Here is a 23,432-nt window from a genome sequence, read left to right as displayed (position 1 = left end):
TATCAGACCGAGCTTTTTAGTTTTTGCCTCCCCAAATACCTGCCTCTAAATTATTGACGTAATCCTCAAGTCATGCATCTGGGATAGCGCGAACTTCATCAAATCTTTTTTTTCCTGGCTCTATTTTTATAGAGAGCTTTGCTTTCTGTTAAAAAGCCGTGCCAAGCTGAGCCAACGTCAATGCTGTTAAACTGGAGGATGCAATCTGCCGTTAGTCCCTAAAACCGAATAGCTAATTGCTAGTTGCATTCTCCCTGACTCACAATCTCCACAACAACTTATGCTGCATAAGCGTTATCAGTTCGACTCAAGCCAAATTATGCACCGCGCTGAGGAGCTAATCGGTGCAGCTTCCAATCGTTATCGGATTACCGTGCAAGTGGCAAATCGTGCAAAACGCCGCCGCTATGAAGATTTTGAAAATATTGATGACCCGATGATGAAGCCCGTGCTGCGGGCAATCATTGAGATGTCTGATGAACTGACACAACCAGAAATTATTGGTGATTAGACGATTAAAGTAACCCTAGCTTTGGAAGATTGAACAATCGCTCTCGTGCCCAAAATGCTCAAAGCGATACGAAAAGGTAAACCACTCCGGCTTACACTGCACTTGACCCTTGCCACGCTAACTGGCTTCTGTTTTTTTCTGGGGAAGGCTGAGGTAAAGGATTCAGGTATTTTTAACTGGATTGGCTCAGACTCAGCTACTGCTCAGCCTTTTAGATCCCAGGATGCGTGGCGGCAAGTGTATGAACGCTTACCGAACTTGCCTTTGGAAAACCAGTATGTCAGTAAAGAGACGGGTGCGGTAGCGTCGGAGAATACGTTGGTGAGTCGCCTAATTCGATATCACATCTATGTGAAAAGCCGTCCTCCCAATTTCCGTTTTGATTGGAAGCTGACGTTAGCGGACTATTTGGGAGCGCATGAGTATCTAGTGGAATCGGCATATCCCGGTGCTACAACTTTACGGGAAAATCCGATGGAAAGCGATCGCGCTGTGATTGAAAAGCTAACTCGTGCTGAACGGGATGCTTTGATTGATGCCCTCGTCAGTGTCTTCACTCCCAACACTACCAACGAAACACCAGCCTCGGCACCAACAGCCTCACCTAAACCACCAGCAACAACGACTAATCCTGCAACTACGCCGTCACTCCCTCAACCGGGAGATGCTCGATTGCTTATGCCTTAGCACTGTCGTAGGAGCGTGCAGTTAGTTTACTCAGTCGCTATGGCGAGGACTTTATGGAACGTTTAGTCAAAAAAGGCGCTGGTTGGCGTCTTGGCTGGAACCCGAAAGCGACTGACTATCACGGTTTAGTTGGTGGAGATGACTGGGCAATTGAGTTAACAGAGGCGGAATTAGACGACTTTTGCCAATTGCTAGGGCAACTCGCCCAAACCATGAGCCAGATGGCAAGCGAGTTGATGGATGAGGAGAAAATTGCTTGCGAGGTAGAAAGTGACTTGCTCTGGATGGAAGCAGAAGGCTATCCCAATTCCTATATGCTGCGTTTCATCTTGAATACTGGACGCCGTTGTGAGGGGAGTTGGCTTCCTCAATCTGTTCCAGATTTAGTTCAAGCCGCTCAGTCGCTGAAAGTATTTTAGATAGTTGTTTTAATGACAAGTCTTATGATATTCTGATTAGATGTGTCCGGGGCGTAGCGCAGCTTGGTAGCGCACCACTTTGGGGTAGTGGGGGTCGTGGGTTCAAATCCCGCCGCTCCGATTAGTATAAATAGCTAAAACCTTTACTGCTAAGAATGCAAAGGTTAACTCAATAGATCTAAACATCTCTTGAGTTAGTTTTATTTGTTCGGATATTGCTATTTTGGCTATCAATTGCAGGACTTACGCAAATCCACCCTTGAAACACCATTTGTAGAGGCGCACAGCTGCGCCCCTACCAGATATGGGGCTTGCGTGTAAGTCCTAAATTGGTAAAGCACCACAATTTTCCTCTTCAACATTAACGATACGCCGAATTTGAAAGCCTGGAAAGAAGCGATCGCCTCTAGATATGGCGTGTTACTGTTGATGCTGGTAAGTCAGTATGTTCTTCTCGCGCAAAATGTAGATGTGATCGCCTTTCATGATGTTTGACTCCCTAAGTAACTGCTTCTGTAATCAGTATCTGAAGGTAATGAATGCGATCGCGTTTGCGGAATGTTCTATCTATGTGTGAGTTTTGCCGCCGCTAATCAACGCCGATCACGTTCCAAATCGAGAATCACCTTTTCCAAACACCAATCGACCGAACGACCTGGATTAGTACGATTGATGTTTCTCAGTAAACGTCTAGCGGTGTTAGTATCCCCGTTCACTAAAATCAGTAGTTCCTTTGCCAAATATGGAGAGGCTTTGTGAGAGGTTGGGCGCTTCTTTTGACTGATCACATACCAAACAAGCCATCCAGCCGCCGAAGCCGATAGAAAAATCAAGAGCTTGAGTAAGATAACCATTTATAGTTGGAAGTTAGATGAATCACTGGGCAAAGTTACGTTCTCAGGCTCAACTTTCCCATCCTCTTAATTAATCCCAAAAACCAGGTAAATGTGATCACCTTCCCCTAGCTGAATTCCTGATCTTCCGGTTGACCCTCTCAAGCTATAAATGAACAACTAATAACTCTTTAAAAAGCCACAAGAGTGATAACGGACAAGGCACGGTATATCAATCAACCGGATGAGTCAATCGGGTGAAGTAGTTCCATCATCGCTCGTCCTACTCTAGGGAGAGTTCTGTGCCGCTGAGTGGTAGATGATATGACACCTCAATTTGAATACGACAATGTTTCTAACGCAGAAGACGCTCAGCCGCTTGGGACTACTCTTGACCAGTGCTTCAATAGCCCACCCGGCAGTAGTGAGCCTTACTTCAACCGCATTGGCTTGAAAAACTTTCGTACCATACATCGAGCAGGGCAGCTTGCTGGTGGGCTAGCAATTATCCCGATGGGTCAGTGGTTTGGGACTGAGTGCGTGCCAATGGCAGGAATTGCATCGGTTGGCATCGCGCCCGAATACCGGGGTTCAGGGGCTGCGATCGCACTATTGCAGCACACCCTCAAAGAACTCCATGCTAATGGAGTACCAATCTCTGCTCTTTATCCAGCCACTCAACGCTTGTACCGGAAAGCGGGATATGAGCAAGGCGGCAGCTATTGCGCTTGGGAAATTCCTACTGAAAGTATTCAGCTTAAGGAGCGTTTGCTACCTTTACACCCTGTGACTGACCTCAATCAGGAGGTTTTGCGATCGCTCTATCAGCAGCAAGCTAAACTTACCAATGGATATCTAGATCGGCATCAAGCAATTTGGCAGGGAATCACTAAGCCGGACGAGAAAGAAGCCGTTTACACCTATCTCATTGGTTCAGCCGACCAACCCGAAGGCTACGTTATCTTTACTCCGCACCAAACAGAAGATGGCTCTATCCTACGGATTCGGGATTGGGTTGTTTTAACAACGGCTGCTGCACGGAGCTTGTGGGCATTCCTTAATGATCATCGCTCTCAAATCCAAAAAGTTCGATGGCGTGGGTCAATAGTTGACCCTCTAACTTTGCTGTTGCCAGAGCAAACCGCCAAAATTTGCTCAGTACAACGTTGGTTCCTACGAGTGGTTGATGTGAGGAAGGCGCTGGAAAAGCGAGGTTATCCACTGGGAATTCAAACTGAACTACATCTAGAAGTCCAAGACAATTTACTACCCGAAAACAACGGTAAATTTATCCTGTCCGTCTCGAATGGACGTGGTGAAGTTACTCCAGGGGGAAAGGGTGAGTTGAAGCTAAATGTAGGGGGATTAGCACCACTTTATACAGGCTTGTTTACAGCCCATCAATTGCAGCTTGTAGGGCAACTGGAGGCGACAGAAACAGCATGTGTCACAGCTACCAAACTGTTTGCTGGTGCATCTCCTTGGATGCCAGATTTCTTTTAACTTCTGTGCTTTTTACCAGACTCCATTAGACCTGTCTTGAAAATGGAGGCTGAAACAACGCTAAATCGTTCCTATACCTATTTTCATCGCAAGGTTCGTGAGCAAAGGCTCATGGTCGTCTCTTGCAAAAGTCTTTTTCATCAAATTTTTGGGCAGGCGGGACGCCTACCCCACAAGAAAAAATGACTATGAGTGGGATGGGCTGAAAAGCCCGTCCTAGCTATTTTTGCAAGAGTTCCATTGCAGTGACAGAAATGACTTTTTCTTCGGGCTTGAGTTTAGGAATGCGATCGCCTGTTCCATCTTTGCCCATTACCTCAACAGAATCTATCGGTAAAATCACCACCCGCTCAGCACTGGTTAACAATGCAACTTCAGACTTGGGTAAAGCAGGTGCTATACCCACCAAACTATCTGTAGCTGTCTTAAACTGTAGTGCTTGAGTACCAAGAGCACCTCGATTTCCTCGTCGGATGGCGCTAATTTGCAAGCGCTTTCTGTACCCCTGTTCAGAAACCAGTAAGAGGTGGTCATCAACAGCAAGTGTTGCACAACCAATCAGATGCTCTCGACGGCTCAAGCGCAAAGCTTGGTTACCTTGAGCTGTGCGTCCCATAAGCGGCAACTGTTCGTCATTCACCTCAAAACGCAATATTCGTCCATTGCTGGTCGCTAACACCAGTTGTTGACCTGTTTGAGCAAAGTTTACATAGTGCAAGCGATCGTCATCCTTGAGCTTAATCAGCGTTGTTCCGCGTGCCGTAAGGTTAGCCAACTCAGAAACCTCTAGACGCTTAACTCGCCCTTGCTGAGTCAGTAAAATTAACGTTTGGCTTTCGCTGTTCTCAGGCATCAGGAAATGCGCCACAACCGTCTCTGATTGTGCTGCATCAGGCAGCAACTTCTCTAGAGGAGTTCCTGCCTGCCGCCCTGCTGCTGGTGGAATATCCCGGACTTTGATGGGATAGGCTTTGCCGCCATTGGTAATGACCACTAATTCTGCTTGTGTGACCGTAGCATGAGTCTCCACAACTACGTCATCCCCTTTCTTATGGGTTGCTGTAGCGTTATGACTGGCACTGCGTCTCGATTGTTGTTCGTTTGTGGGACGCTGCCGTTGTACATGACCTTGCAGCGTAAATTCTAGAATAGTTTCTTCTTCTTCGGCGGGCTTTGGGGTCTGGGGCTTAGAGGTTGGGGTTGGGGACGATGTTTTAGCCGTGTTGCTTTTTGAACTCTTAGTCTCCTTTGTGTTACTACCTTTGTGTACACTACGTGTTTCCTTTGCTTCCTTTCCTTTCTCCTCTGTCTCAGGAGGTAGCGGTCGGATTTTCGTGCGACGTGGGTCGGCGTACTTGCGCTTTAGCGATCGCAAGTCTTTCTTCAAGGCTTTGAGCAATTCGTTGCGGTTATCGAGCAAGCGCCTGTATAGCTCAATGCTTGCCGTGAGTTCATCAAACTCTGTCTGTAGCTTTTGCTGCTCTAAACCCGTCAAACGGCGTAGGGGCATGGAAAGAATCGCATCTGCCTGAACCTCGCTAATGTTTAACCGGGTTTGGAGAGAATCCCTCGCTGTCGTGCCATCGGGAGCATTTCTCAAGATTTCAATAACGGTATCTAGCGATCGCAGAGAGGCAAGCAACCCCTCAACAATGTGAAGGCGTCGTTCATCCTGCTCTAGTTTATGGGTGTATTCCCGTGTGAGGGTCTGTTCTCTAAAGCGTAGGAATTCCTCTAGCAACTGCCGTAGAGTTAGCTGGCGCGGCTGTCCATCCACGAGGGCAAGCATAATCGCTCCAAAGTTGCTGGAAAGGGCAGTTTGCTTGTGAAGCTGCCTGAGAACATCTTTGGTTGTGGCATCTCGTTTGAGTTCTATAACTACGCGCATCCCGGTGCGATCGCTTTCATCGCGTAAGTCGGCAATGCCATCAATACGCCCTTGGTTAACCAGTTCCGCAATTTTTTCAATCCAGCCTGCCTTATTTACCTGGTAAGGCAATTCTGTCACTACAATCGCACTACGCCGTTGTCGCCGTCCACGACCGCTTTGAATCTCCTCAACTTGGGTAATACCTCGCACCAAAATACTGCCGCGACCTGTGCTGTAGGCTTCGCGAATCCCAGATAGCTCAACGATTTCGCCGCCTGTGGGGAAGTCTGGTCCTGGAATTAATTGCCACAATTTCTTATCTGCTAAATCAGGATTGTCAATCAGGGCAATTAAACCATCGATTACTTCCCCTAAGTTGTGGGGAGGAACATTGGTTGCCATGCCTACCGCAATGCCAGAACAGCCATTGAGTAATAGCACTGGCAGTTGAGAGGGTAGCACAACTGGCTCTTGCTGAGAGCTATCAAAGTTGTCGATAAAATCAACGGTTGCCTCACCAATTTCTGAAAGTAAGGCTTCGTTGCCGATAGCAGACAAGCGCGTTTCTGTGTAACGCATGGCGGCAGGTGGGTCATTATCCACCGAACCGAAGTTGCCATGACCCGCGAGAAGAGGGTAGCGTGAGGAAAAGTCTTGTACTAGGCGCACCAACGCCTCGTAAACGGCTTGGTCACCGTGGGGGTGATATTTTCCCAAAACATCCCCAACCACACGAGCACACTTGCGGTATGGTCGGTCTGGTGTTAGACCTAGTTCATGCATCGCATACAATATACGTCGATGCACTGGCTTGAGACCATCGCGAACGTCAGGTAGCGCCCGCCCAACGATCACACTCATGGCGTATTCAAGGTAGGACTGTTGCATCTCCGCATGGAGGGCGGTGGGGATGACCTGACCGGTCGCAAGCAGGTTCAGCTGTTTTGCCATGAGTTGGAATTTCCTATGTTCTGACCAAAATGTGATGACGAATCGTCCGCAAGGATGGCAACATTACAAAGTCCCTGTCAGACTTATTATCAAATCGCACTGTTTGAAAAAGACGACTTTCAGCAAAGCAACGCCCATGAAAACCGTTCTGATTGTAGAAGACGATCCAATTAATGCTCGCGTTTTTTCCAAGATTCTCAGCAAGCGGGGCGGCTTGGATGTAAAGCATACTGAAGATGTAGAAGAGGTTATGCAAATTGCCCAGAGTGGCGCAGCTGACATTATCTTGATGGATGTTTCCCTGTCCCACAGCGTTTACCGGGGTAAAGCTGTGGACGGTATTAAGATTACACAGATGTTGAAAGCTGATACTCAAACATCCAATCTACCGATTATTCTGGTTACCGCTCACGCGATGGAAGGCGATCGCGAAAACTTCCTCAAGCAGAGTGGTGCTGATGGCTACATCTCTAAACCTGTTGTTGATCATCAACAGTTTGTCGAGCAAATTCTTGCCCTTCTGCCTAAAGAGCCATAACTTTCTTGCCCCAGAACGCCTATTTTACTCATGCCCGTGCTAATGTATCTATCCTCTCTAGTTAAGAATCTAGTTGCCAATCAGGATCTATAAGTACATATGTACTACTACAGCGCAATTTCGGCAAGACGCGAGAGCGTTAGGCAAGAATTTTAACAGTATAGCCATCAGCAGTCAGCTTTCAGCGGTCAGCTTTGGGTCAAATCGGCTCTAGTTAAGGAACGCTCTTCTCCCCTTAATGTCCTAACATTCGTGGCTACTGCTATATCTGGTAGAAGCTCGCAGGTGAGAACAATCGCAATCTGAGTGTCAATAGTAGCTGTACCTTTCCGGTGTGAATCGGCGCCAACTATCACACCGGGAATTTTTGTGAGCGACTCTAGAACCCCTTGACAGAAGTAATAAACTATGACACCTTGCATTCCGTCTCAATGTCAATAGCCTTACTGAGGAGAAATTTCTTCTCGTGAAGGTGAACCTTGATTTGGGCCAATGCTAGCTTGGATTCGGGGAGTTTCCAGGAACTTCTTCGTATCAGCCAGAAGGCGATCGCCCCAGAGATTTTCCTTGAGAAATTCTAAATCAGCATAACGACTGTCCAGGCGAATGGCAGCTTCTCCTTGAGAGAGTCCCTTTTCCTGGTCACCTTGGGCATAGAGCGCGACAGCAATAGCCAACTGGGGTTCAGCCGCTTCATCATCAATTGCGATCGCCGCTTCCCATTGTTTGATTGCCCCTCTGATATCACCTTGCTCGTACTTCACCAGCCCAATATTATTCAGCGCTGGCCAGAAGTTTTTTTCTAGGGAGACAGCTTTTTCATATTGAGCGATCGCTTTGGGAAACTGCTTGAGCATGTAGTAGGAATTACCCAAGTCAAACAACGCTTCAGGAACATCAGGCTTAATCTTTAACCCCGCTTCCAATTCAGCAACCGCTGTTGTGTACTGAGCTTTTTGGAAATGTGCTGAACCCAGAGTGAATAAAATACCTGCCTCATTCGGTTCCAAGGATCTAGCCCGTTGTAAAGCATCAATCCCCTTATCCAACTCTTTAGTCTGCACATACAAACTTCCTAAGATAAACCAGGTTTGATAACTCTTAGGGGCAAGTTGAGTCGCTAGTTCCGCTCTCGGTAGCGCCAACTCAAACTGCTGAAATCGCACAAGTTGAACGGCATCCTGAGCGAGATTCAAGCCCTGCTGTTCTAGTTCTTCTGAATTGAGTTGCAGGGTGTAGGGTAAAAGTGCCTGTCCTGAAACTGGCACTTGCACACTCAGTAAACCCAGGAGAACAAGTATAGAAAATAAAGGAATACGTTTGGGCACGGTGCAGCCTCAAAAGACAATAAGGAACAAATCTTCAGCTAAGTTAGCGCATAATTGGCGCGATTGTTGCAGAGATTTTAACCAAAACCGGGAGTCAGGAGTAGATACAGGCAAACCAAACTTTACAATTCACTATTCCAGAAAACCAATTATTTGAGGGAAAAATGAGTCACTGCCTCAATTCCCAATTCCCAATTCCCAATTCCCATAATTCGGCATTCCCTACAACCTGCGATCGGTACAGGTAGACAAGTTGATCAAGCAACATGGGTAGTATGGAAGAGAAGCAAGAGAGTTGCCAGTCGGATGCTAAAAGTTTTCTATTTACGAGGATGTCTTTACAGACTGGACGCTTGCGGGTAGTGCCAAGCTGATTCCATAGAAAGCCACTGATGCCTGTTTCTTTATTAAAGCCTGACTCAAAAACCTCATCCATGGAAGTTCCCCCCATCAGTAAAGGCAAACGACCTCTCCCTTGGCTGCTGGGGCTAATTGCATCAGGCATTTTGCTAATTGGTGGTGCGGGGGCATACGTCATTAACACCAGGACTCCCAAAATTGACCTTGATAAAATGACGGTGCCAACGCAATCACAAAACCTGACTGTACGAATCACGGCAAGTGGTACGGTAAAGCCGATCCAAAGTGTCAACCTTAGCCCCAAAACATCAGGTCGTTTGGCAAAACTCTTCGTTGAACAGGGAGATCAGGTACAGCAGGGGCAAAAACTGGCGCTGATGGAAAATGCAGAGATTCAGGCGCAATATATAAAAGCTCAAGCTGACCTAAATCAATCGCAAGCACGTCTTGCCGAGGCTCAAGCTGGCAGTCGTCCACAAGAAATTGACCAAGCTAAAGCACGTCTAGCACAGGCTCAAGCTCGTTTGAACCAGGCACAACTTGGGAACCCGTCAGAAGTTGATCAGGCAAGGGCACAAGTCGCTACAGCTCGCTCAAGGCTAGCTCTGGCACTGTCACGGGTAGAGCGCAACCGTTCTTTGGCTAACCAGGGGGCTATCTCACAAGACCAATTTGATGAGGTAATCACAGAAGCCCAAAGTTCACAGGCAGCAGTCTTTGAAGCTGAACAACGCTTGGCGCAAGTGCAAAGTCAAACTGCTCCAGAGGTGAATCAGCTCGAAGCCTCGGTAGAAGAAGCTCGTTTTGCTGTAGAGCAATTACAGAGTGGGAGCCGCCCTGAAGAAATTGCCCAGCTTGTAGCGGCTGTGAATTCAGCAAAAGCGCAGGTGCTAGCAGCGCAAGTGCAACTACAGGATACGCTGATTCGTGCGCCATTTTCTGGGATTGTCACACAGAAATATGCAACAGAAGGCGCATTTGTAACGCCCACTACGTCAGCCTCCAGCACAGCTTCGGCAACCTCAACATCAATTGTTGCCTTGGCAAGGGGTTTGGAAATCCTTGCTAATGTTCCAGAGGTGGATGTAGGGCAAATTAAACCGGGACAAAAGGTAGAAGTTGTTGCAGATGCCTATCCTGACAAAGTTTTCCAGGGTCAGGTGGAACTGGTTGCCCCGGAGGCGGTGGTTGAGCAAAATGTCACGTCTTTTCAGGTGCGGGTAGCACTGGTAACGGGTCAAAAAGAACTGCGCTCTGGGATGAATGTTGACTTGACGTTTTTGGGTGAACAGGTGAGTAATGCTCTGGTTGTACCGACTGTGGCGATTGTCACTCAGGACGGTGAAACTGGCGTGATGGTGCCGGACGTAGATGACAAACCGAAGTTTAAACCCGTGACGATTGGGTCAATGATTCAAAACCAAACTCAGATTCTGGATGGTTTAAAGCAAGGCGAACGGGTGTTTATTGATTTGCCCGAAGACCGTAGGAAAAAGGAGAATAACGAGTGAAGCTTGAGGAGCCGAACGACCAATCTCAGAAATCAACTTCCTTGGATAAGCCTCAACGCTATCAATATACTGCGCCCTCTAGAAGCATTGACATTGTTGAAAGTGTCAAGATGGCAGCGACAACGCTGGTCGCGAATAAGCTTCGTAGCAGTCTGACGATGCTGGGTATTATTATTGGCAATGCTTCTGTAATTGCGATGGTGGGGATTGGACAGGGAGCGCAGAAGTTAGCCTCTGAGCAATTTGAGTCCCTTGGTCCAAATGTCTTATTTATTGTTCCTGGCTCTCAAGAAACCCGGAATACAACATTTGAGGTGCCGAGGACATTGGTGCTAGAGGATGCAGAAGCGATCGCAACTCAAGTGCCTTCTGTTAAAGAAGTGGCTGCCCAGATCAGCTCTCGGCAGCTAATCACTTACCGCAACAAAAACACTAGCACGACCGTTGTCGGCACGACACCAGAGTATCTTTCAGTTAGAAGCTTTGATGTTGCCCAAGGACGATTTATTTCCGAGCAAGATGTGAGACGAAATAACCAAGTTGTCGCTTTGGGCCCAGATATTGCGGAGCGACTGTTTGGTAATGTTGACCCGGTTGGTCAGCAGCTACGAATTAAAAATGTCTCCTTCCAGGTCATCGGTGTCATGGAATCGAAAGGTTCTTTCCTAGGAGACAATCAGGATGACACGGTGTTTGTCCCAATCACAACACTAGCGAATCGCATTGTTGGACAAACTTCTCCTTATGGGCTAGAAGTCAGTATCATCTCAATCTCCGCTAAAGACCCTGAAAGCACAACTGCCGCTCGGTTTCAGGTTGAGAATTTGCTGCGGCTACGGCACAAAATCACTGGCGAAGATGACTTTACCGTGAGAGCGCAGGAAGACCTTTTACAGATTGTTGGCACGATTACGGGCGCATTAACGTTGATGCTGACGGCGATTGCGGCGATTTCCCTTTTTGTCGGAGGCATCGGTGTAATGAATATTATGCTTGTCTCCGTCACCGAGCGTACCCAGGAAATAGGCTTGCGAAAAGCGATCGGTGCCAGAGAGCAAGATATTCTCGTTCAGTTCATGATTGAAGCTGTGATTCTCTCAGCGGCAGGTGGCGTTCTGGGGACACTCATTGGTGTAGGTGGTGTCCTCTTCGTTGGTGCTGTGACACCGTTGCAAGCGGGTGTTTCACCTGTGGCAATCCTGATGGCTGTCGGGGTTTCTGGTGGTATTGGCTTATTTTTTGGGGTAGTGCCAGCGCAACGAGCCGCGAAACTTGACCCGATTGTTGCTCTTAGAAGTTCTTAGATTATGCAAGATAAACTTGAACGTTACTCCGACCACTTCAGTCCTGGAAGGAAACCAATAATCATCCGTATTGAGAACGTTTCCAAGGTTTACGGCATCGGAAATACGGAAGTTCGTGCCCTCAACGGAGTCAGCCTGGTGGTTGAGCAGGGAGAGTACTGTGCAATTATGGGAGCTTCGGGTTCCGGTAAGTCTACCGCAATGAATATTATCGGCTGTCTTGACCGACCAACATCAGGACATTACTACTTGGATAACGTGGATGTTTCTCGGTTAGTAGATGCTGATTTAGCAGGGATTCGTAATCTTAAAATTGGCTTTGTCTTCCAGCAATTTCACCTGTTGGCTCAATTAACAGCGCTGGAAAATGTGATGTTACCGATGGTGTATGCAGGAGTTCCAGCTAGTGAACGACGCGATCGCGCGATGCAGGCTTTGAAGCGAGTTGGCTTGGAAAACCGGATGAAAAATAGACCCAACCAACTTTCTGGAGGACAACAGCAGCGAGTTGCGATCGCACGCGCGATCGTGAATCGACCTGTCTTACTGTTAGCCGATGAACCAACGGGAGCATTGGATTCTCACACGACGGCTGAAGTCATGGATATCTTTACTGAACTCAATCAAGCTGGCATTACCGTTGTTATGGTAACTCACGAGCCAGACGTAGCACGTTTAACGAGACGCATTGTCTGGTTCCGTGATGGTGAAGTAGTACATTCCCATCTCACTCCAGAGGAAATGACTCAGGTTGCTGTTTCCTAAGAACAGAAACTTTATATAGCGGTTCTCCTAAAGGGTGAGGAAGGGTAAGGTACAAGGTTCTGAGTTTTTGGGAATTGGGAATTGGGAATTGGGAATTGGGAAAAAGAGACTTAAAGTATCGTAGAAGTGAAGTGATAGCTGCCAGAAGTTAGGCTTAGGTTGGCTAACTTGCTACTTGAGTTACCAATGAACAACAACGACTTAGACTTTACGGTGTTAGAACTTTGTTACGCAAAAATCCCACTAAATTTTGTACAAAAGAGTTACTAACATTCTCTTGCTTAGCTTCATCAATAATCTGTGAAGGGAGTGGCTCAACGGCTTGTTTCACTTTAGTATTAACCACTAAAGGCACTTCTTCAGCTATCCCCAGTGTGATGAGTCGGAAGGCAATCTGCTGAACTGTCTCAACGGGTAGTCTCAGTTGCTCAGCAATTACCCAAAGCGAAACTGTACCTTTCGTGTATTCCCAAACTTGCCACTCTTGAGCGTTGAGTCGATAATGGGGTTGACCCTCAATGGTACTCGCTAAACCCTCGTTTGCATCCGGCAGTCTGTCTGCTAAAGCTTCCCAGTTACGCAGCACACGCAGTCCTACCAGTGCTGCCTCTGTCGCTGGAACACTTAAGCCAGTTAACTCTCGCGGTGGTATGTGTACATTCTGCTCAAACTTAAACTCAGCGTCCTTGAGTTGGAATAAGCCACAGACTTGCTTTAGTACCTGAATCTGGAACAACTGCTTAAGCTGTTCGGCTTGTAATACGCCTTGAGCTTTGAGGTACATACCCAAGGGTTCACTAATGGGACAGCACCAGTGAACAAGTTTATCAAAAACGCGATCGCTAACCCACTGGCGTTGTGCAATCAGTGAAACTAAACCTTGCTGGTCTAAGCGGTTGGCTGCGGCGACAATACGACCTTCGCGCACCCAAATGTAAAAATACTGTGCTTGCGTATCTTGGGCATCTGGCAAAGCACGAAGAGTCAGCAACCCAGTTTTGTGTCCTTTCTCAATTAATTGAAAGATTTCTGGTAGTGAGAAGTCGGATAGAGCACCTGAAATGGTCATGGTTGTTTAAGGGGAGGCTAGAAAACAAGTGGGCGAAGTCAACGATGCACTCAGCTAGCTATGCAACGCAAACTGGAAACATCTTAACAATCCTTAACATGGATCTATTGTAAAACTGCTTACCACACCCCCTGAATCAATCTATCGATAGAAATCTGTAGCTCGTTCGCCAGATCCAGATGCATACCTTGAGACCTGCTAAGTAAACGTTATTAAGTTTCAGTTATCTTAGCGAAGTCCGTTGTAATTGCAATTACAGAATGCGTAGTTAAAATAACAGGATATTGATGAAATTTAACTTATGTAAAATAGATGCTTTGTCTTGTAGTAATTACAAGTCATTAATGTGACCAGCGATACTGTATTTAGCTAATATTGTTACGTTATTGACGTAATTACAGAAGGAAGCGCTTAGATTTTATATAAAGTTAAATAACTGAGCTTTGCATAAAGTGTTGCATTAGAACAATCAATGCTCTAATTACAGAATCTTTTTGATTAGCATTGAGCGTTACAAAGGGTGGTCGGTGCTTCTTGTCAGCAAAGCCCAACGCGATCGCGACATTCTCCTCAGACCAGGCTCCCTCACAATCCATATGCGTTAAACCGATCACTAAGGGAATTTGTGTACGCTGTTTCATAAAGGTGAGCATTCGGCGACCAGCGCGAAAATCACCAGGGCGATGGGCATCGATAAGGAGGATATAAGCGTGAGCGCGGCGAATCAGAATATCCCACATGAAGTCGAACCGAGACTGTCCCGGCGTTCCATATAAATGCACTGCCATTCCTGGTGCAAATTGCAAACGCCCAAAGTCCATGGCTACGGTTGTTTTTTTCTTGAGTGACGCGGTTTCATCTGTGGCTACACGATCCGTGTCTACGACATCAATTTCACTGACTGAGCGAATGAACGTTGACTTACCGGCACCTACAGTGCCGGTAACAACGAGACGCATAATTTCCACGTTTACTTGCTCCTCAAGAAACCAAGCAAGCTTTGTACGAAGGACTGGCTTAGGGCTTGTCCATTGTTTTCCTTGGTCATTTCGGTGTCAAAGGTAGCTGACTCTAAAACATCTTCTTCTGAAGTTTTACTGCGAACGGGAGTGATGATTGGCACTTCTGCAACCAAACCAACACTAATAAGCCGAAAGGCTGTTTGTTGAATCGTTTCTACAGACTGTTTAAGTTGAGACGCGATCGCATTTAGAGGAAGTGAGCCATTCGCCATTTGCCACACTTGCCCTTCCAAAGAATCTAGCCGCAAGTGACGCTTACCCAAAACAACCCTAGATAAGGCTGAAGTTGGTTCCGGTAGTTTGTCCACCAATGACCTCCAGTCTCGCAACACACGTAAACCCATTAACGTCGCTTCGGTAGCAGAAAGGCTCAAGCCCGTCATTTCGGTTGTTGGCAACGTGGCTTTAGAGTCGAACTTAAACCGAGCATCTCGAAGCCTAAACAACGCACACACTTGCTGTAACACTTGAGCATGGAACAGCAATCTCAACTGCTCTGGTTGTAAAAAGCCCTGCGTCTTTAAGTAAAGTCCAATCGGTATATTCGCCGGACACCGATTCACTTGCTCACGCAGCACCTCAGGGCTAATCCAGCCTCGCTGACAAATCATCGCCAGCAAGCACTGGTGGTCAAGACGATTGGTCACTGCAACAATCCGACCTTGATGCATTAGAGCATGACGAATTTTTTTCTCTGGATTTTGACTGTCAGGCTGAAACCGCAAGGTCAACAAACCAGTTTTGCTACCTTGATCAAGAAATTGAAATAGTTCTGGAAGTGAAAATTCTGCTAAACAACTCGTAATAGCCATTACTCATTCCGCTGCTTTCTCTACAAGTCATCTGAAATTAGGAGAATACTCTACCTATTTTCAAACTAAAAACGAAGAATTATTAACTTTATGTTACTTTTCTTTTTCAAGGAAAAAAGTAAATTTTTCCTATCATAACAACTTAAACATACAATATTAAACCCCGTTCCGAAGGTTGACGCAGAAGTAAGAGTCAGCTAGTAGTAGACTGACCAGATAAAACGGTTTTAAAACTAAACTGTAGAAAACAACATAATACGAGTGATAGATTAGTCAAAAATAATTCAGAGTAACTCATCGCAGATGTTGCCTAATGTTCACAAGACCTATAAAGAAGTTGTGAATCGAATTGTTTAAAAATTAAGCCTTCTATGGGTGGAAAGTGAAGTAGTCCGAGACGCACCACAGCTTGCTTGAGGAGTAGAAGGCTTTAATTCAATTAATTAAATTACAGAGTGTGCTGTTAGGGGCGATTGAGTATCATCAGCTACCTCAGCTTAAAGCCGCCTTCAGCTCAGGAATTACACGCTTAATTTCCAACATCAGCACGCCCTGTTTTGCCGCCTTGCTTGCTAAAACGAGTAAGACGGCATACTCGCCACAGTTAGTGAGGATGCCATAGCCCTGATCACCCTCAACATAAATGCGATCAAGAAAGCCTCTAGACAATTCGCTACCAATGCGCTCACCTAAAGAAAGCATGGCGGCTGACATAGCGGATACCCGTTCTTCATCCATCTCGCTCGGTAAGCTGGATGCTAGAGGAAGTCCATCAGGAGAGACAAGAGCGGCTCCCTGAACATCACTTGCGCCAGTGACGAAATTTTGGAGAATGCTCTCCAGCTTGGCTGTATTGATTGTCATAACTCATATCCTCCTGATTTGACACTCCCCTATTGTTCATCGTGTGGGAGCATTAGCTGATCTCGCATCATCCACCCTCACAATCTACAGCTTTAAAATAGCCTGCATAGAAAAAAGAGTGTTCAACCAGGCTCTTTCAGGGAACCAAGTATCACACCTCTTCCTATCTACGAGTATTTTACAGGGCGCTTAAACAGCAACCCCTAATTAATTACTTCTCAAGTAGTTCTTTCGATTTATAAGAATCTGATGTGCAACTTTTTGGCATTGCACGCCAAAAGAATAGAACTGTAGGGGTAATTTTCCCCTAGCTGCCCCTCAACACAGCAAGGACGAGCAACGTCACACGCAATGTTATAAGCTTGCCGTCTTCCCTGTTTCTGCCTGAGTAGGAATCGACTTGACGTCGCTATGACCCATATTTCCTACTATCTCTCGCAACATTGAGATTTGTGCCTCAAATTCTAGTCCTTCAATTTGGGATAGGGCATCGTTGATGGTTTGGGTAGCTTGATAATCGCTTGGCATATCTACTACGGTATCTCCCATCGCCACAGCCCAGGCATACCAAACAACGAGTTGATTGTTTTCGGTCAATGCCCCATAGGCACGAGATAGCTCTGTATCTTCCCGGTTAACAATCTCTCGCATTACAGCTAGCTGATCATCATCAGACATATCATAAAATTCTCCGCCTAGTAAGCGAGGAGCCAGTTCTGGGAACGTGGCAGTAGGAGCAGCTGGCGTGATTGAATCGCCCATTTTTTCATAAGCATAGTAGAGTAGCGCTAGTTTTTCATCTGTGCCTAGCCCTTCAAACGCTTCTACTACTTTTTTGGTATCTCCGGAACGAGTTGAAGAGCTACCACTTTCTTGAGTATTCATAATTCTTCTCCAAAGCAAGTAAATGTGTTCAAGCTTAGGAGTATCAAAGTTTACTATTTGAAATCGCCCTCCAAGAGAGAGAGTTTGCTTTATCGGAGCAATATTGAAGGAAACTTTGTTCCTGAAGAGGTTAAAGATATGCCTTAAGACACTAAGGCAATGGGGATCGCTACTGATAGAATTAGCGTCGCTAATATAAAAAATACAAATTAGGAGTTGAATATGTCTGAGGAACTGAAACCAGATCCCAAGCAAACTGATGTACAGGAAGCTGAGTTAGCCGCTCAGAATATGGTTGAAGGGAAAGAGAAAGTACCAGAAGTGGATTTTGATGTGGACTACGAAGCTTCAAAAGAATATAGCGTTAGCGACGTTGACAAATCTGAAGCAGGTTCATAAGCGGCTACGGCTACCACAGCATCTGAGTAAGCCGAACCTGAGCTGGATGTGCTGAAAACCCCAGGAGAGGCAATCTGAAATTTCAATGATTAGCTAGGGAATAGCAACATTAAACCTTGCATGCACATTGTGTGGTTTAATAACCGATCGCTCAACCAGCTTTTTGGTTGAGCTTTAACTATTGACTTACATTCTGTTCTGCTGAGTGAGCCGAATGGCGCTTATTATAGACTTCAGGCTTGATGCTTACGCATTCCCTATCCTCAAGCCGAAGTTAGTGTTTTTGCAACTATGCGAACTTATTATTGCGGCGAAGTCAGAAAGGAACAGATTGGAGAGACCGTTACCCTGTGTGGATGGATAGACCGTCGCCGCGACCATGGGGGTGTGATTTTTTTAGATTTACGCGATCGCACTGGCATTATTCAGATTGTCAGTGACCCCCAGCGCACTCCAGAGTCCTACAATGATGCCGAAACCCTCCGGAATGAATATGTAGTGAAAGTGACGGGGCGAGTCACGGCGCGTCCAGATGATTCACTAAATCCTAAACTCCCGACTGGGGAAGTCGAAGTTTACGCTGACAAAATTGAGCTACTCAATAGCGTCCGTAAGCAGCTACCGTTCCAAGTTTCAACCGCTGATACAGAGCCAGTGCGGGAAGAATTGCGCCTGAAGTATCGGTACTTGGATTTGAGACGCGATCGCATGAGCAAAAACCTCCAACTGCGTCACCAAGTCGTCAAAGCAATCCGCCGTTACTTGGAAGATGAGCAAAACTTCATCGAAGTCGAAACGCCAGTTCTCACTCGCTCCACCCCTGAAGGAGCCAGAGACTACCTTGTCCCTTCTCGTGTCAATCCGGGTCAGTGGTACGCCTTGCCCCAATCCCCGCAACTCTTCAAGCAATTGCTAATGGTATCTGGAGTTGACCGCTACTATCAAATTGTCCGTTGCTTCCGGGATGAAGACTTACGTGCCGAAAGGCAGCCAGAATTTACTCAACTAGACATGGAAATGAGCTTCATGTCTCAAGAGGAAATTCTCCAGCTAAATGAAGGGTTAGTCTGTCACATATTCAAAACCCTCAAGGGCATTGACATCTCACGCCCCTTCCCTCGCCTCACCTACGCCGAAGCAATGGAACGCTACGGCAGTGATAAACCAGACACGCGCTTTGCTTTAGAACTTGTCAATGTTTCTGATTTACTAAAAGATTCTGGCTTCAAAGTCTTCTCCGGTGCTGTTGCGGCTGGTGGTACCGTCAAAGTTCTACCAATCCCTGGTGGAAATGATGTCATTTCCAATGTGCGGATAAAGCCAGGTGGCGACTTATTCAAAGAAGCCAGTGAAGCGGGTGCTAAGGGTGTTGCTTACATTCGAGTGCGTGATGATGGTGAAATCGACACGATTGGGGCAATTAAGGACAACCTAACAGAAGCCCAAAAACAGGAATTACTAGAGCGCACAGGGGCAAAACCCGGTCATCTCTTGCTCTTTGGTGCAGGACCTACAGACGTTGTTAACAAAACCCTAGACCGACTGCGCGGCGTGATTGGTCGTGAATTGGGGCTAATTGACCCAAATAAGATTAACTTACTCTGGGTGACCGATTTCCCAATGTTTGAGTGGAATGCTGAGGAAAAGCGACTAGAGGCACTGCATCACCCATTTACAGCTCCTCACCCCGATGATTTGAATGATCTGAAAACGGCACGAGCGCAAGCTTACGACTTAGTTTTTAACGGTTTAGAAGTTGGAGGGGGTAGTTTACGAATTTTCAAACCCGAACTACAGCAACAAGTTTTTGAAACAATTGGCTTATCTCCGGAAGAAGCTTACGACAAGTTCGGGTTTCTGCTTGAGGCATTTGAGTACGGGACACCGCCCCACGGTGGGCTTGCCTTCGGCTTAGACCGATTAGTGATGTTGCTTGCTGGCGAAGAGTCAATTCGGGATGTAATTGCTTTCCCGAAGACGCAACAAGCACGCTGTCTCTTGACCGATGCTCCGGCGGCTGTTGATCTCAAGCAGTTGAAGGACTTACACGTTGCTTCTACTTACAAGCCAAAGGAAAAGGAATAATGGAGTACTACATCTAGCGTTTGATGGATAATTTTGCGTAAGTCCTAAAGTATGTAATTGGACATAGGTCGTATGGTAGGAGATCAGCCCTATAAAAGCTTCTACTCTTAGACAAGAGCTTGCTGTCCTATTAGTTGGCTTCACCCCTGTTCAATGCAGGGGTAAACTTTTGGTTTAGCTTGTGCAATTCAAATAAAAAAGCCCTCAGAGCTTCTGCACTAAGAGCTTGTTGTCCTATCGTTAGCAATGCCCTCGTTACCTTAGACTTGCTTAATTTGAAGCTTACTACTTTGGTCAGAGACAATCATCTGCCTAAAGGCATTAGCCGTGGATTGTAGAGTATTGCCATTGAGATTAAGCAGTTGTGTATTGCAAATAACCGATTTTATTGTCTAGTTTTAGAAGCATTCTTCTTGGAATCCAAGTCTACTCTTTAACCGTTGGCTGGCAATAGTAGATTTCAAGCGTGATCGCTTAATATCACTATCAAACAAAATAAGCGATCGCCCCTAGACAGGCTTTAAAACTTTACTAGAGAAGAAATAAAAATTGGGTAGCTGTCAAAGCTACCCAAACAAATCATCAATACAAATTAGCTTGTTGGCTTACAAGTCAAGAAATTAAGCTGTTACAGCTTTTTTCGTAGCAGCAGTTAATTCACCTTTGGCATACTTAGCCGCATAGTCATCCAGAGTCATCTGCTTAATCTTGCTTGCATTGCCAGCCGTGCCAAACTGCTGATAACGCTCTAAGCAAACATTCTTCATGTACTTGATAGAAGGCTTCATGAAGTGACGTGGGTCAAAGTTAGATGGATCTTTCGCAGCGGCTTCACGGATTGCAGCCGTGATAGCCAAGCGGTTATCTGTGTCGATGTTGACCTTACGGACACCACTCTTAATGCCTTTTTGAATTTCTTCAACAGGCACGCCGTAGGTTTCAGGAATGCTACCGCCGTACTGGTTGATGAGGGCAAGCAAGTCTTCTGGCACAGAGGAGGAACCATGCATCACCAAGTGGGTGTTAGGCAGGCGGCGATGAATTTCCTCAATCCGGCTAATAGCGAGAATTTCACCCGTGGGTTTGCGGGTGAACTTGTAAGCGCCGTGGCTAGTGCCAATCGCAACAGCGAGGGCATCTACACCAGTCTGTTCAACGAAGTCAACGGCTTCATCAGGGTCGGTCAACAGTTGGTCGTGAGAGAGAGTACCTTCAAAACCGTGACCATCTTCCGCTTCCCCAGCGCCAGTTTCCAGAGAACCCAAGCATCCTAGTTCGCCTTCGACACTAACGCCGACTGCATGAGCGACTTCTACAACTTTACGAGTGACTTCAACGTTGTATTCGTAGCTAGATGGAGTCTTGGCATCCGCTTCCAAAGAGCCGTCCATCATGACGCTAGTAAAACCGTGGCGAATTGCTGAGTAGCAAGTCGATGGACTATTGCCGTGGTCTTGGTGCATGGCAATCGGGATATGAGGGTAGGTTTCTACCGCCGCCAGAACCAGATGGCGCAAGAAATATTCGCCTGCGTAGCTGCGGGCACCACGAGAAGCTTGTAAGATCACTGGGCTATTTGCTTCTTCCGCAGCCTGCATAATTGACAGGATCTGCTCCATGTTGTTGACGTTATATGCTGGAATGCCGTAGCCGTTTTCAGCCGCGTGTTCCAGCAGCAGCCGCATAGGTACGAGCGCCATAAATAGTCCTCCTAACTTTTGGTTTAGTTGTCAGCTAGTTATTTCTAGACAAGTTTAATTCTTAGGATAATCTTAAGATATTTTTCGATTTATAGGAAATTATCTCTATTGATTTTGAGATAAGCCTCTTTTATAGGTCTAATAATCGTTTGCTATGACTTGTATGGGTCGCCCGGGATTCGAACCCGGAACAAATCGGTTAAAAGCCGAGTACTCTACCGTTGAGTTAGCGACCCGAAGAGGTGAACTCAATAAATCCACCGTTTTCTAAGTTACCACAAATAAATCGAAAATGTAACCAACGTTTCAAAAAAAAGTCACATTCAGGTGAACAGATGCCTCACAACTGGCTCCAGGTGACAGTTCGGTGAGATGCTCTCCCGTGTTGAGAGAGTTTCGAGGAGCGCTCCAGGGTTCTAGGCAGTAGTAGTCTTTACCCTTAACAGTCCAGAAAACGAGGGTAGAGTACAGGTCGCTGTAACTGAGTGTGACTTTGAACCCTCGTCCCGTATCCGTAGCACTTGTAAAATTAGCGCTAACTTGACGAAACGCAACATCAATCTCATCTTGGCTCAAATCAAAGCTGCCGGGGAAGGGATGGACTTCTTTGGTAGTCTGATTTTGATACTTGGAGGCAGGGATATCAAACTCTAATCGGGTCTTGTCAGAGGTAAAGAAGTAGGGATGAAGACCCGTCGAGAAGGGCATCGGCTCAGCTGAGTGGTTTGTGTAGCGTTGCCGAATTTCTAAGGTATTGCCCTTGAGTTCGTAGGTAAAGGCTACTTGGAAGTCGAAGGGATAAACAGCACGAGTTTGGTTGTTGCTATTGAGGACAAGGGTAAGGCTTACGAGGTCATTAGTTATTTGCTCGGTGACTTCCCAAGGTAAGTCACGAGCAAAGCCATGCTGTTTAAGCGTGTATTGTTTGCCGTTGTGAGTGTAAGTGTTATCGGGTAAGTTGCCGCAGATGGGGAAGAGGATAGGGATGCCGCCCCGAACGCTCAAGCTAGAGTCCGCAAAGCGATCGCCATCAAGATAGAGAATATCTTGGCTTTGGAGACTCCAGCTTGTGATAATGCCGCCGCGTTCCGGAACGACTTCCAGACGAGACTGAGCGTTTTCGTCAGTGAGTATGTAGGTTTCGTATTGTTGCTGCTTTCGAGCGATCACAAACACAGGTATTTTTACCTCGTCAAGGGTTAACAATTTAGTCTTCGCACCAGAACTTTAACAAACTCTTGTTGAAAAACCACTGCTCTGTTTATGAAGGCTTAACACTTAGGTTTCTACGCTAGTAGGAACAACCGTAGAACTATAGCTGTAGCCATAAAGGTTAGGAAAGATTTAAAAACCCAAACGACCACATAGTAGTAAAAACCCTTCTGCCCTCTGCCCTGTGCATAAGAGCCTTTTGCTATACCAGTCGAAGTCTCAGCTTTCACATTGGTTGCAATAGCTCAAAACCACCTATGGGCGAGACAAACAACTACTCCTTTCCATAAGTGTGACCTAAGTCACAATAATAAGTGTTAAAAATCACAACAATTTGCTGACACAAATCAATTTCCAGATGCCGGAAATATTGGAGATTAGTATAAATCCCTTATATCAACGCGCTGGTTTCATGATTCGCACGCTCGTAGAGTCAGCTTTTAGAACAGGTTGCCTTAGTGTGGCTTCTGAAGGCTTAATTCGCCAGGTTCTCGAAATGAAGGGCTATGAAGCATCAGACTTAGAAGCTCTGACAGTCCTCTATGAGGCTGTTAATTCAGGTCAGATTGAGCGAGAAGCGCGTAACACTAGCGCAATAAGCCAATTAATGCCTAGTGGTCGTTGACACCCGTAACAAAATTTTAGAGATAAGTCCTATTCAGTAGCGCCCCTTGTTCGCACTTCGTAAGCGCAAAAGCCTCTGTTTACCCTGCGTGCTGGGTTGTCTAAAGAAAACTGTAGCGTTGATGACATTACAGGGATTTCAAAAAGTGTGACGTTGAGAAAAAAATTGACACGCCCGTA

22 protein-coding genes and 2 tRNA genes are annotated in these 23,432 nt (G+C 46.3%); 12 read left to right on the top strand and 12 right to left on the bottom strand.

What is annotated here, in order from left to right:
* The first annotated feature begins 280 nt into the window (after window positions 1–280).
* The 4 genes from AC5JL3_RS03565 to AC5JL3_RS03550 all read left to right on the top strand — a co-directional run bounded on the left by AC5JL3_RS03565 (window position 281) and on the right by AC5JL3_RS03550 (window position 1,738).
* Complete coding sequence (locus AC5JL3_RS03565) at window positions 281–511, top strand: DNA-directed RNA polymerase subunit omega (protein ID WP_192222202.1); 231 nt, start codon at window positions 281–283, stop codon at window positions 509–511.
* A 54-nt stretch (window positions 512–565) separates the two neighbouring features.
* On the top strand, window positions 566–1,198 hold the full coding sequence (locus AC5JL3_RS03560) for a hypothetical protein (protein ID WP_496073166.1): 633 nt from the start codon (window positions 566–568) through the stop codon (window positions 1,196–1,198).
* A gap of 53 nt (window positions 1,199–1,251) precedes the next feature.
* On the top strand, window positions 1,252–1,617 hold the full coding sequence (locus tag AC5JL3_RS03555) for a DUF1818 family protein (RefSeq protein WP_496073165.1): 366 nt from the start codon (window positions 1,252–1,254) through the stop codon (window positions 1,615–1,617).
* A 47-nt stretch (window positions 1,618–1,664) separates the two neighbouring features.
* Window positions 1,665–1,738: transfer RNA gene (locus AC5JL3_RS03550), tRNA-Pro, on the top strand.
* A gap of 472 nt (window positions 1,739–2,210) precedes the next feature.
* Here AC5JL3_RS03550 and AC5JL3_RS03545 read toward each other — a convergent pair.
* Complete coding sequence (locus AC5JL3_RS03545) at window positions 2,211–2,471, bottom strand: hypothetical protein (protein WP_496073164.1); 261 nt, start codon at window positions 2,469–2,471, stop codon at window positions 2,211–2,213.
* Between the two features lie 303 nt (window positions 2,472–2,774).
* Here AC5JL3_RS03545 and AC5JL3_RS03540 point away from each other — a divergent pair, with 303 nt between their 5' ends.
* Window positions 2,775–3,953 carry a GNAT family N-acetyltransferase gene (locus AC5JL3_RS03540; protein ID WP_496073163.1) on the top strand — a complete coding sequence of 393 codons (1,179 nt, stop codon included), beginning with the start codon at window positions 2,775–2,777 and terminating at the stop codon, window positions 3,951–3,953.
* Between the two features lie 220 nt (window positions 3,954–4,173).
* On the opposite strand, the gene AC5JL3_RS03535 is transcribed toward AC5JL3_RS03540, so the two are convergent.
* Window positions 4,174–6,774, bottom strand: coding sequence for a DNA gyrase/topoisomerase IV subunit A (locus tag AC5JL3_RS03535; RefSeq protein WP_496073162.1), 2,601 nt, complete (start codon window positions 6,772–6,774; stop codon window positions 4,174–4,176).
* A 136-nt stretch (window positions 6,775–6,910) separates the two neighbouring features.
* Here AC5JL3_RS03535 and AC5JL3_RS03530 point away from each other — a divergent pair, with 136 nt between their 5' ends.
* Window positions 6,911–7,312 carry a response regulator gene (locus AC5JL3_RS03530; RefSeq protein WP_192222197.1) on the top strand — a complete coding sequence of 134 codons (402 nt, stop codon included), beginning with the start codon at window positions 6,911–6,913 and terminating at the stop codon, window positions 7,310–7,312.
* A 443-nt stretch (window positions 7,313–7,755) separates the two neighbouring features.
* Here AC5JL3_RS03530 and AC5JL3_RS03525 read toward each other — a convergent pair whose 3' ends face one another.
* Window positions 7,756–8,640 (bottom strand): tetratricopeptide repeat protein, encoded by an 885-nt coding sequence (locus AC5JL3_RS03525; RefSeq protein WP_496073161.1) that lies wholly within the window; start codon window positions 8,638–8,640, stop codon window positions 7,756–7,758.
* A 169-nt stretch (window positions 8,641–8,809) separates the two neighbouring features.
* Window positions 8,810–9,076 (bottom strand): hypothetical protein, encoded by a 267-nt coding sequence (locus tag AC5JL3_RS03520; RefSeq protein ID WP_496073160.1) that lies wholly within the window; start codon window positions 9,074–9,076, stop codon window positions 8,810–8,812.
* Between AC5JL3_RS03520 and AC5JL3_RS03515 the strand changes: the two genes are divergently transcribed.
* The 3 genes from AC5JL3_RS03515 to AC5JL3_RS03505 all read left to right on the top strand — a co-directional run bounded on the left by AC5JL3_RS03515 (window position 9,075) and on the right by AC5JL3_RS03505 (window position 12,580).
* On the top strand, window positions 9,075–10,511 hold the full coding sequence (locus AC5JL3_RS03515) for an efflux RND transporter periplasmic adaptor subunit (protein ID WP_496073159.1): 1,437 nt from the start codon (window positions 9,075–9,077) through the stop codon (window positions 10,509–10,511). The two genes, AC5JL3_RS03520 and AC5JL3_RS03515, sit on opposite strands and share 2 nt — an antisense overlap.
* Before the next feature lie 86 nt (window positions 10,512–10,597).
* Window positions 10,598–11,815: an ABC transporter permease gene (locus AC5JL3_RS03510; RefSeq protein ID WP_496073208.1), complete on the top strand. Its 1,218-nt coding sequence runs from the start codon at window positions 10,598–10,600 to the stop codon at window positions 11,813–11,815.
* Between the two features lie 3 nt (window positions 11,816–11,818).
* Window positions 11,819–12,580: an ABC transporter ATP-binding protein gene (locus AC5JL3_RS03505; RefSeq protein ID WP_496073158.1), complete on the top strand. Its 762-nt coding sequence runs from the start codon at window positions 11,819–11,821 to the stop codon at window positions 12,578–12,580.
* Window positions 12,581–12,788: 208 nt separating this feature from the next.
* Here the strand turns inward: AC5JL3_RS03505 and AC5JL3_RS03500 are convergent, their stop codons facing one another.
* The 5 genes from AC5JL3_RS03500 to AC5JL3_RS03480 all read right to left on the bottom strand — a co-directional run bounded on the left by AC5JL3_RS03500 (window position 12,789) and on the right by AC5JL3_RS03480 (window position 17,232).
* Window positions 12,789–13,649, bottom strand: coding sequence for a DUF4388 domain-containing protein (locus tag AC5JL3_RS03500; RefSeq protein ID WP_496073157.1), 861 nt, complete (start codon window positions 13,647–13,649; stop codon window positions 12,789–12,791).
* A 428-nt stretch (window positions 13,650–14,077) separates the two neighbouring features.
* Window positions 14,078–14,608: a GTP-binding protein gene (locus AC5JL3_RS03495; RefSeq protein ID WP_192222239.1), complete on the bottom strand. Its 531-nt coding sequence runs from the start codon at window positions 14,606–14,608 to the stop codon at window positions 14,078–14,080.
* 11 nt (window positions 14,609–14,619) lie between these two features.
* Window positions 14,620–15,483: a DUF4388 domain-containing protein gene (locus AC5JL3_RS03490; protein ID WP_192222193.1), complete on the bottom strand. Its 864-nt coding sequence runs from the start codon at window positions 15,481–15,483 to the stop codon at window positions 14,620–14,622.
* Window positions 15,484–15,975: 492 nt separating this feature from the next.
* Window positions 15,976–16,347, bottom strand: a complete 372-nt coding sequence (locus AC5JL3_RS03485) for a roadblock/LC7 domain-containing protein (RefSeq protein WP_192222192.1) — start codon at window positions 16,345–16,347, stop codon at window positions 15,976–15,978.
* Between the two features lie 354 nt (window positions 16,348–16,701).
* Window positions 16,702–17,232, bottom strand: a complete 531-nt coding sequence (locus AC5JL3_RS03480; RefSeq protein WP_496073156.1) for an orange carotenoid protein N-terminal domain-containing protein — start codon at window positions 17,230–17,232, stop codon at window positions 16,702–16,704.
* 222 nt (window positions 17,233–17,454) lie between these two features.
* Here AC5JL3_RS03480 and AC5JL3_RS03475 point away from each other — a divergent pair, with 222 nt between their 5' ends.
* Both AC5JL3_RS03475 and aspS read left to right on the top strand, forming a co-directional pair.
* Window positions 17,455–17,631, top strand: coding sequence for a hypothetical protein (locus tag AC5JL3_RS03475; protein ID WP_496073155.1), 177 nt, complete (start codon window positions 17,455–17,457; stop codon window positions 17,629–17,631).
* Between the two features lie 291 nt (window positions 17,632–17,922).
* Window positions 17,923–19,716 carry an aspartate--tRNA ligase gene (aspS, locus tag AC5JL3_RS03470; protein WP_496073154.1) on the top strand — a complete coding sequence of 598 codons (1,794 nt, stop codon included), beginning with the start codon at window positions 17,923–17,925 and terminating at the stop codon, window positions 19,714–19,716.
* Window positions 19,717–20,336: 620 nt separating this feature from the next.
* Here aspS and fba read toward each other — a convergent pair.
* The 3 genes from fba to AC5JL3_RS03455 all read right to left on the bottom strand — a co-directional run bounded on the left by fba (window position 20,337) and on the right by AC5JL3_RS03455 (window position 22,592).
* The gene (gene fba / locus AC5JL3_RS03465) at window positions 20,337–21,416 is read right to left on the bottom strand and encodes a class II fructose-bisphosphate aldolase (RefSeq protein WP_496073153.1); all 1,080 of its coding nucleotides are present in this window, start codon (window positions 21,414–21,416) and stop codon (window positions 20,337–20,339) included.
* Between the two features lie 164 nt (window positions 21,417–21,580).
* Window positions 21,581–21,652 (bottom strand) — tRNA-Lys (locus AC5JL3_RS03460).
* Between the two features lie 70 nt (window positions 21,653–21,722).
* A complete protein-coding gene (locus AC5JL3_RS03455) occupies window positions 21,723–22,592 on the bottom strand; it encodes an aldose epimerase family protein (RefSeq protein WP_496073207.1) in 870 nt (289 codons plus the stop codon).
* 394 nt (window positions 22,593–22,986) lie between these two features.
* On the opposite strand from AC5JL3_RS03455, the gene AC5JL3_RS03450 reads away from it, so the two are divergent.
* Window positions 22,987–23,253: a hypothetical protein gene (locus AC5JL3_RS03450; RefSeq protein ID WP_496073152.1), complete on the top strand. Its 267-nt coding sequence runs from the start codon at window positions 22,987–22,989 to the stop codon at window positions 23,251–23,253.
* Window positions 23,254–23,432 lie beyond the last annotated feature (179 nt).

The organism is Symplocastrum torsivum, from assembly GCF_059505465.1.
Note: the sequence above shows the minus strand (reverse complement) of the source record. Positions and strands in the feature narration are given on the sequence as shown.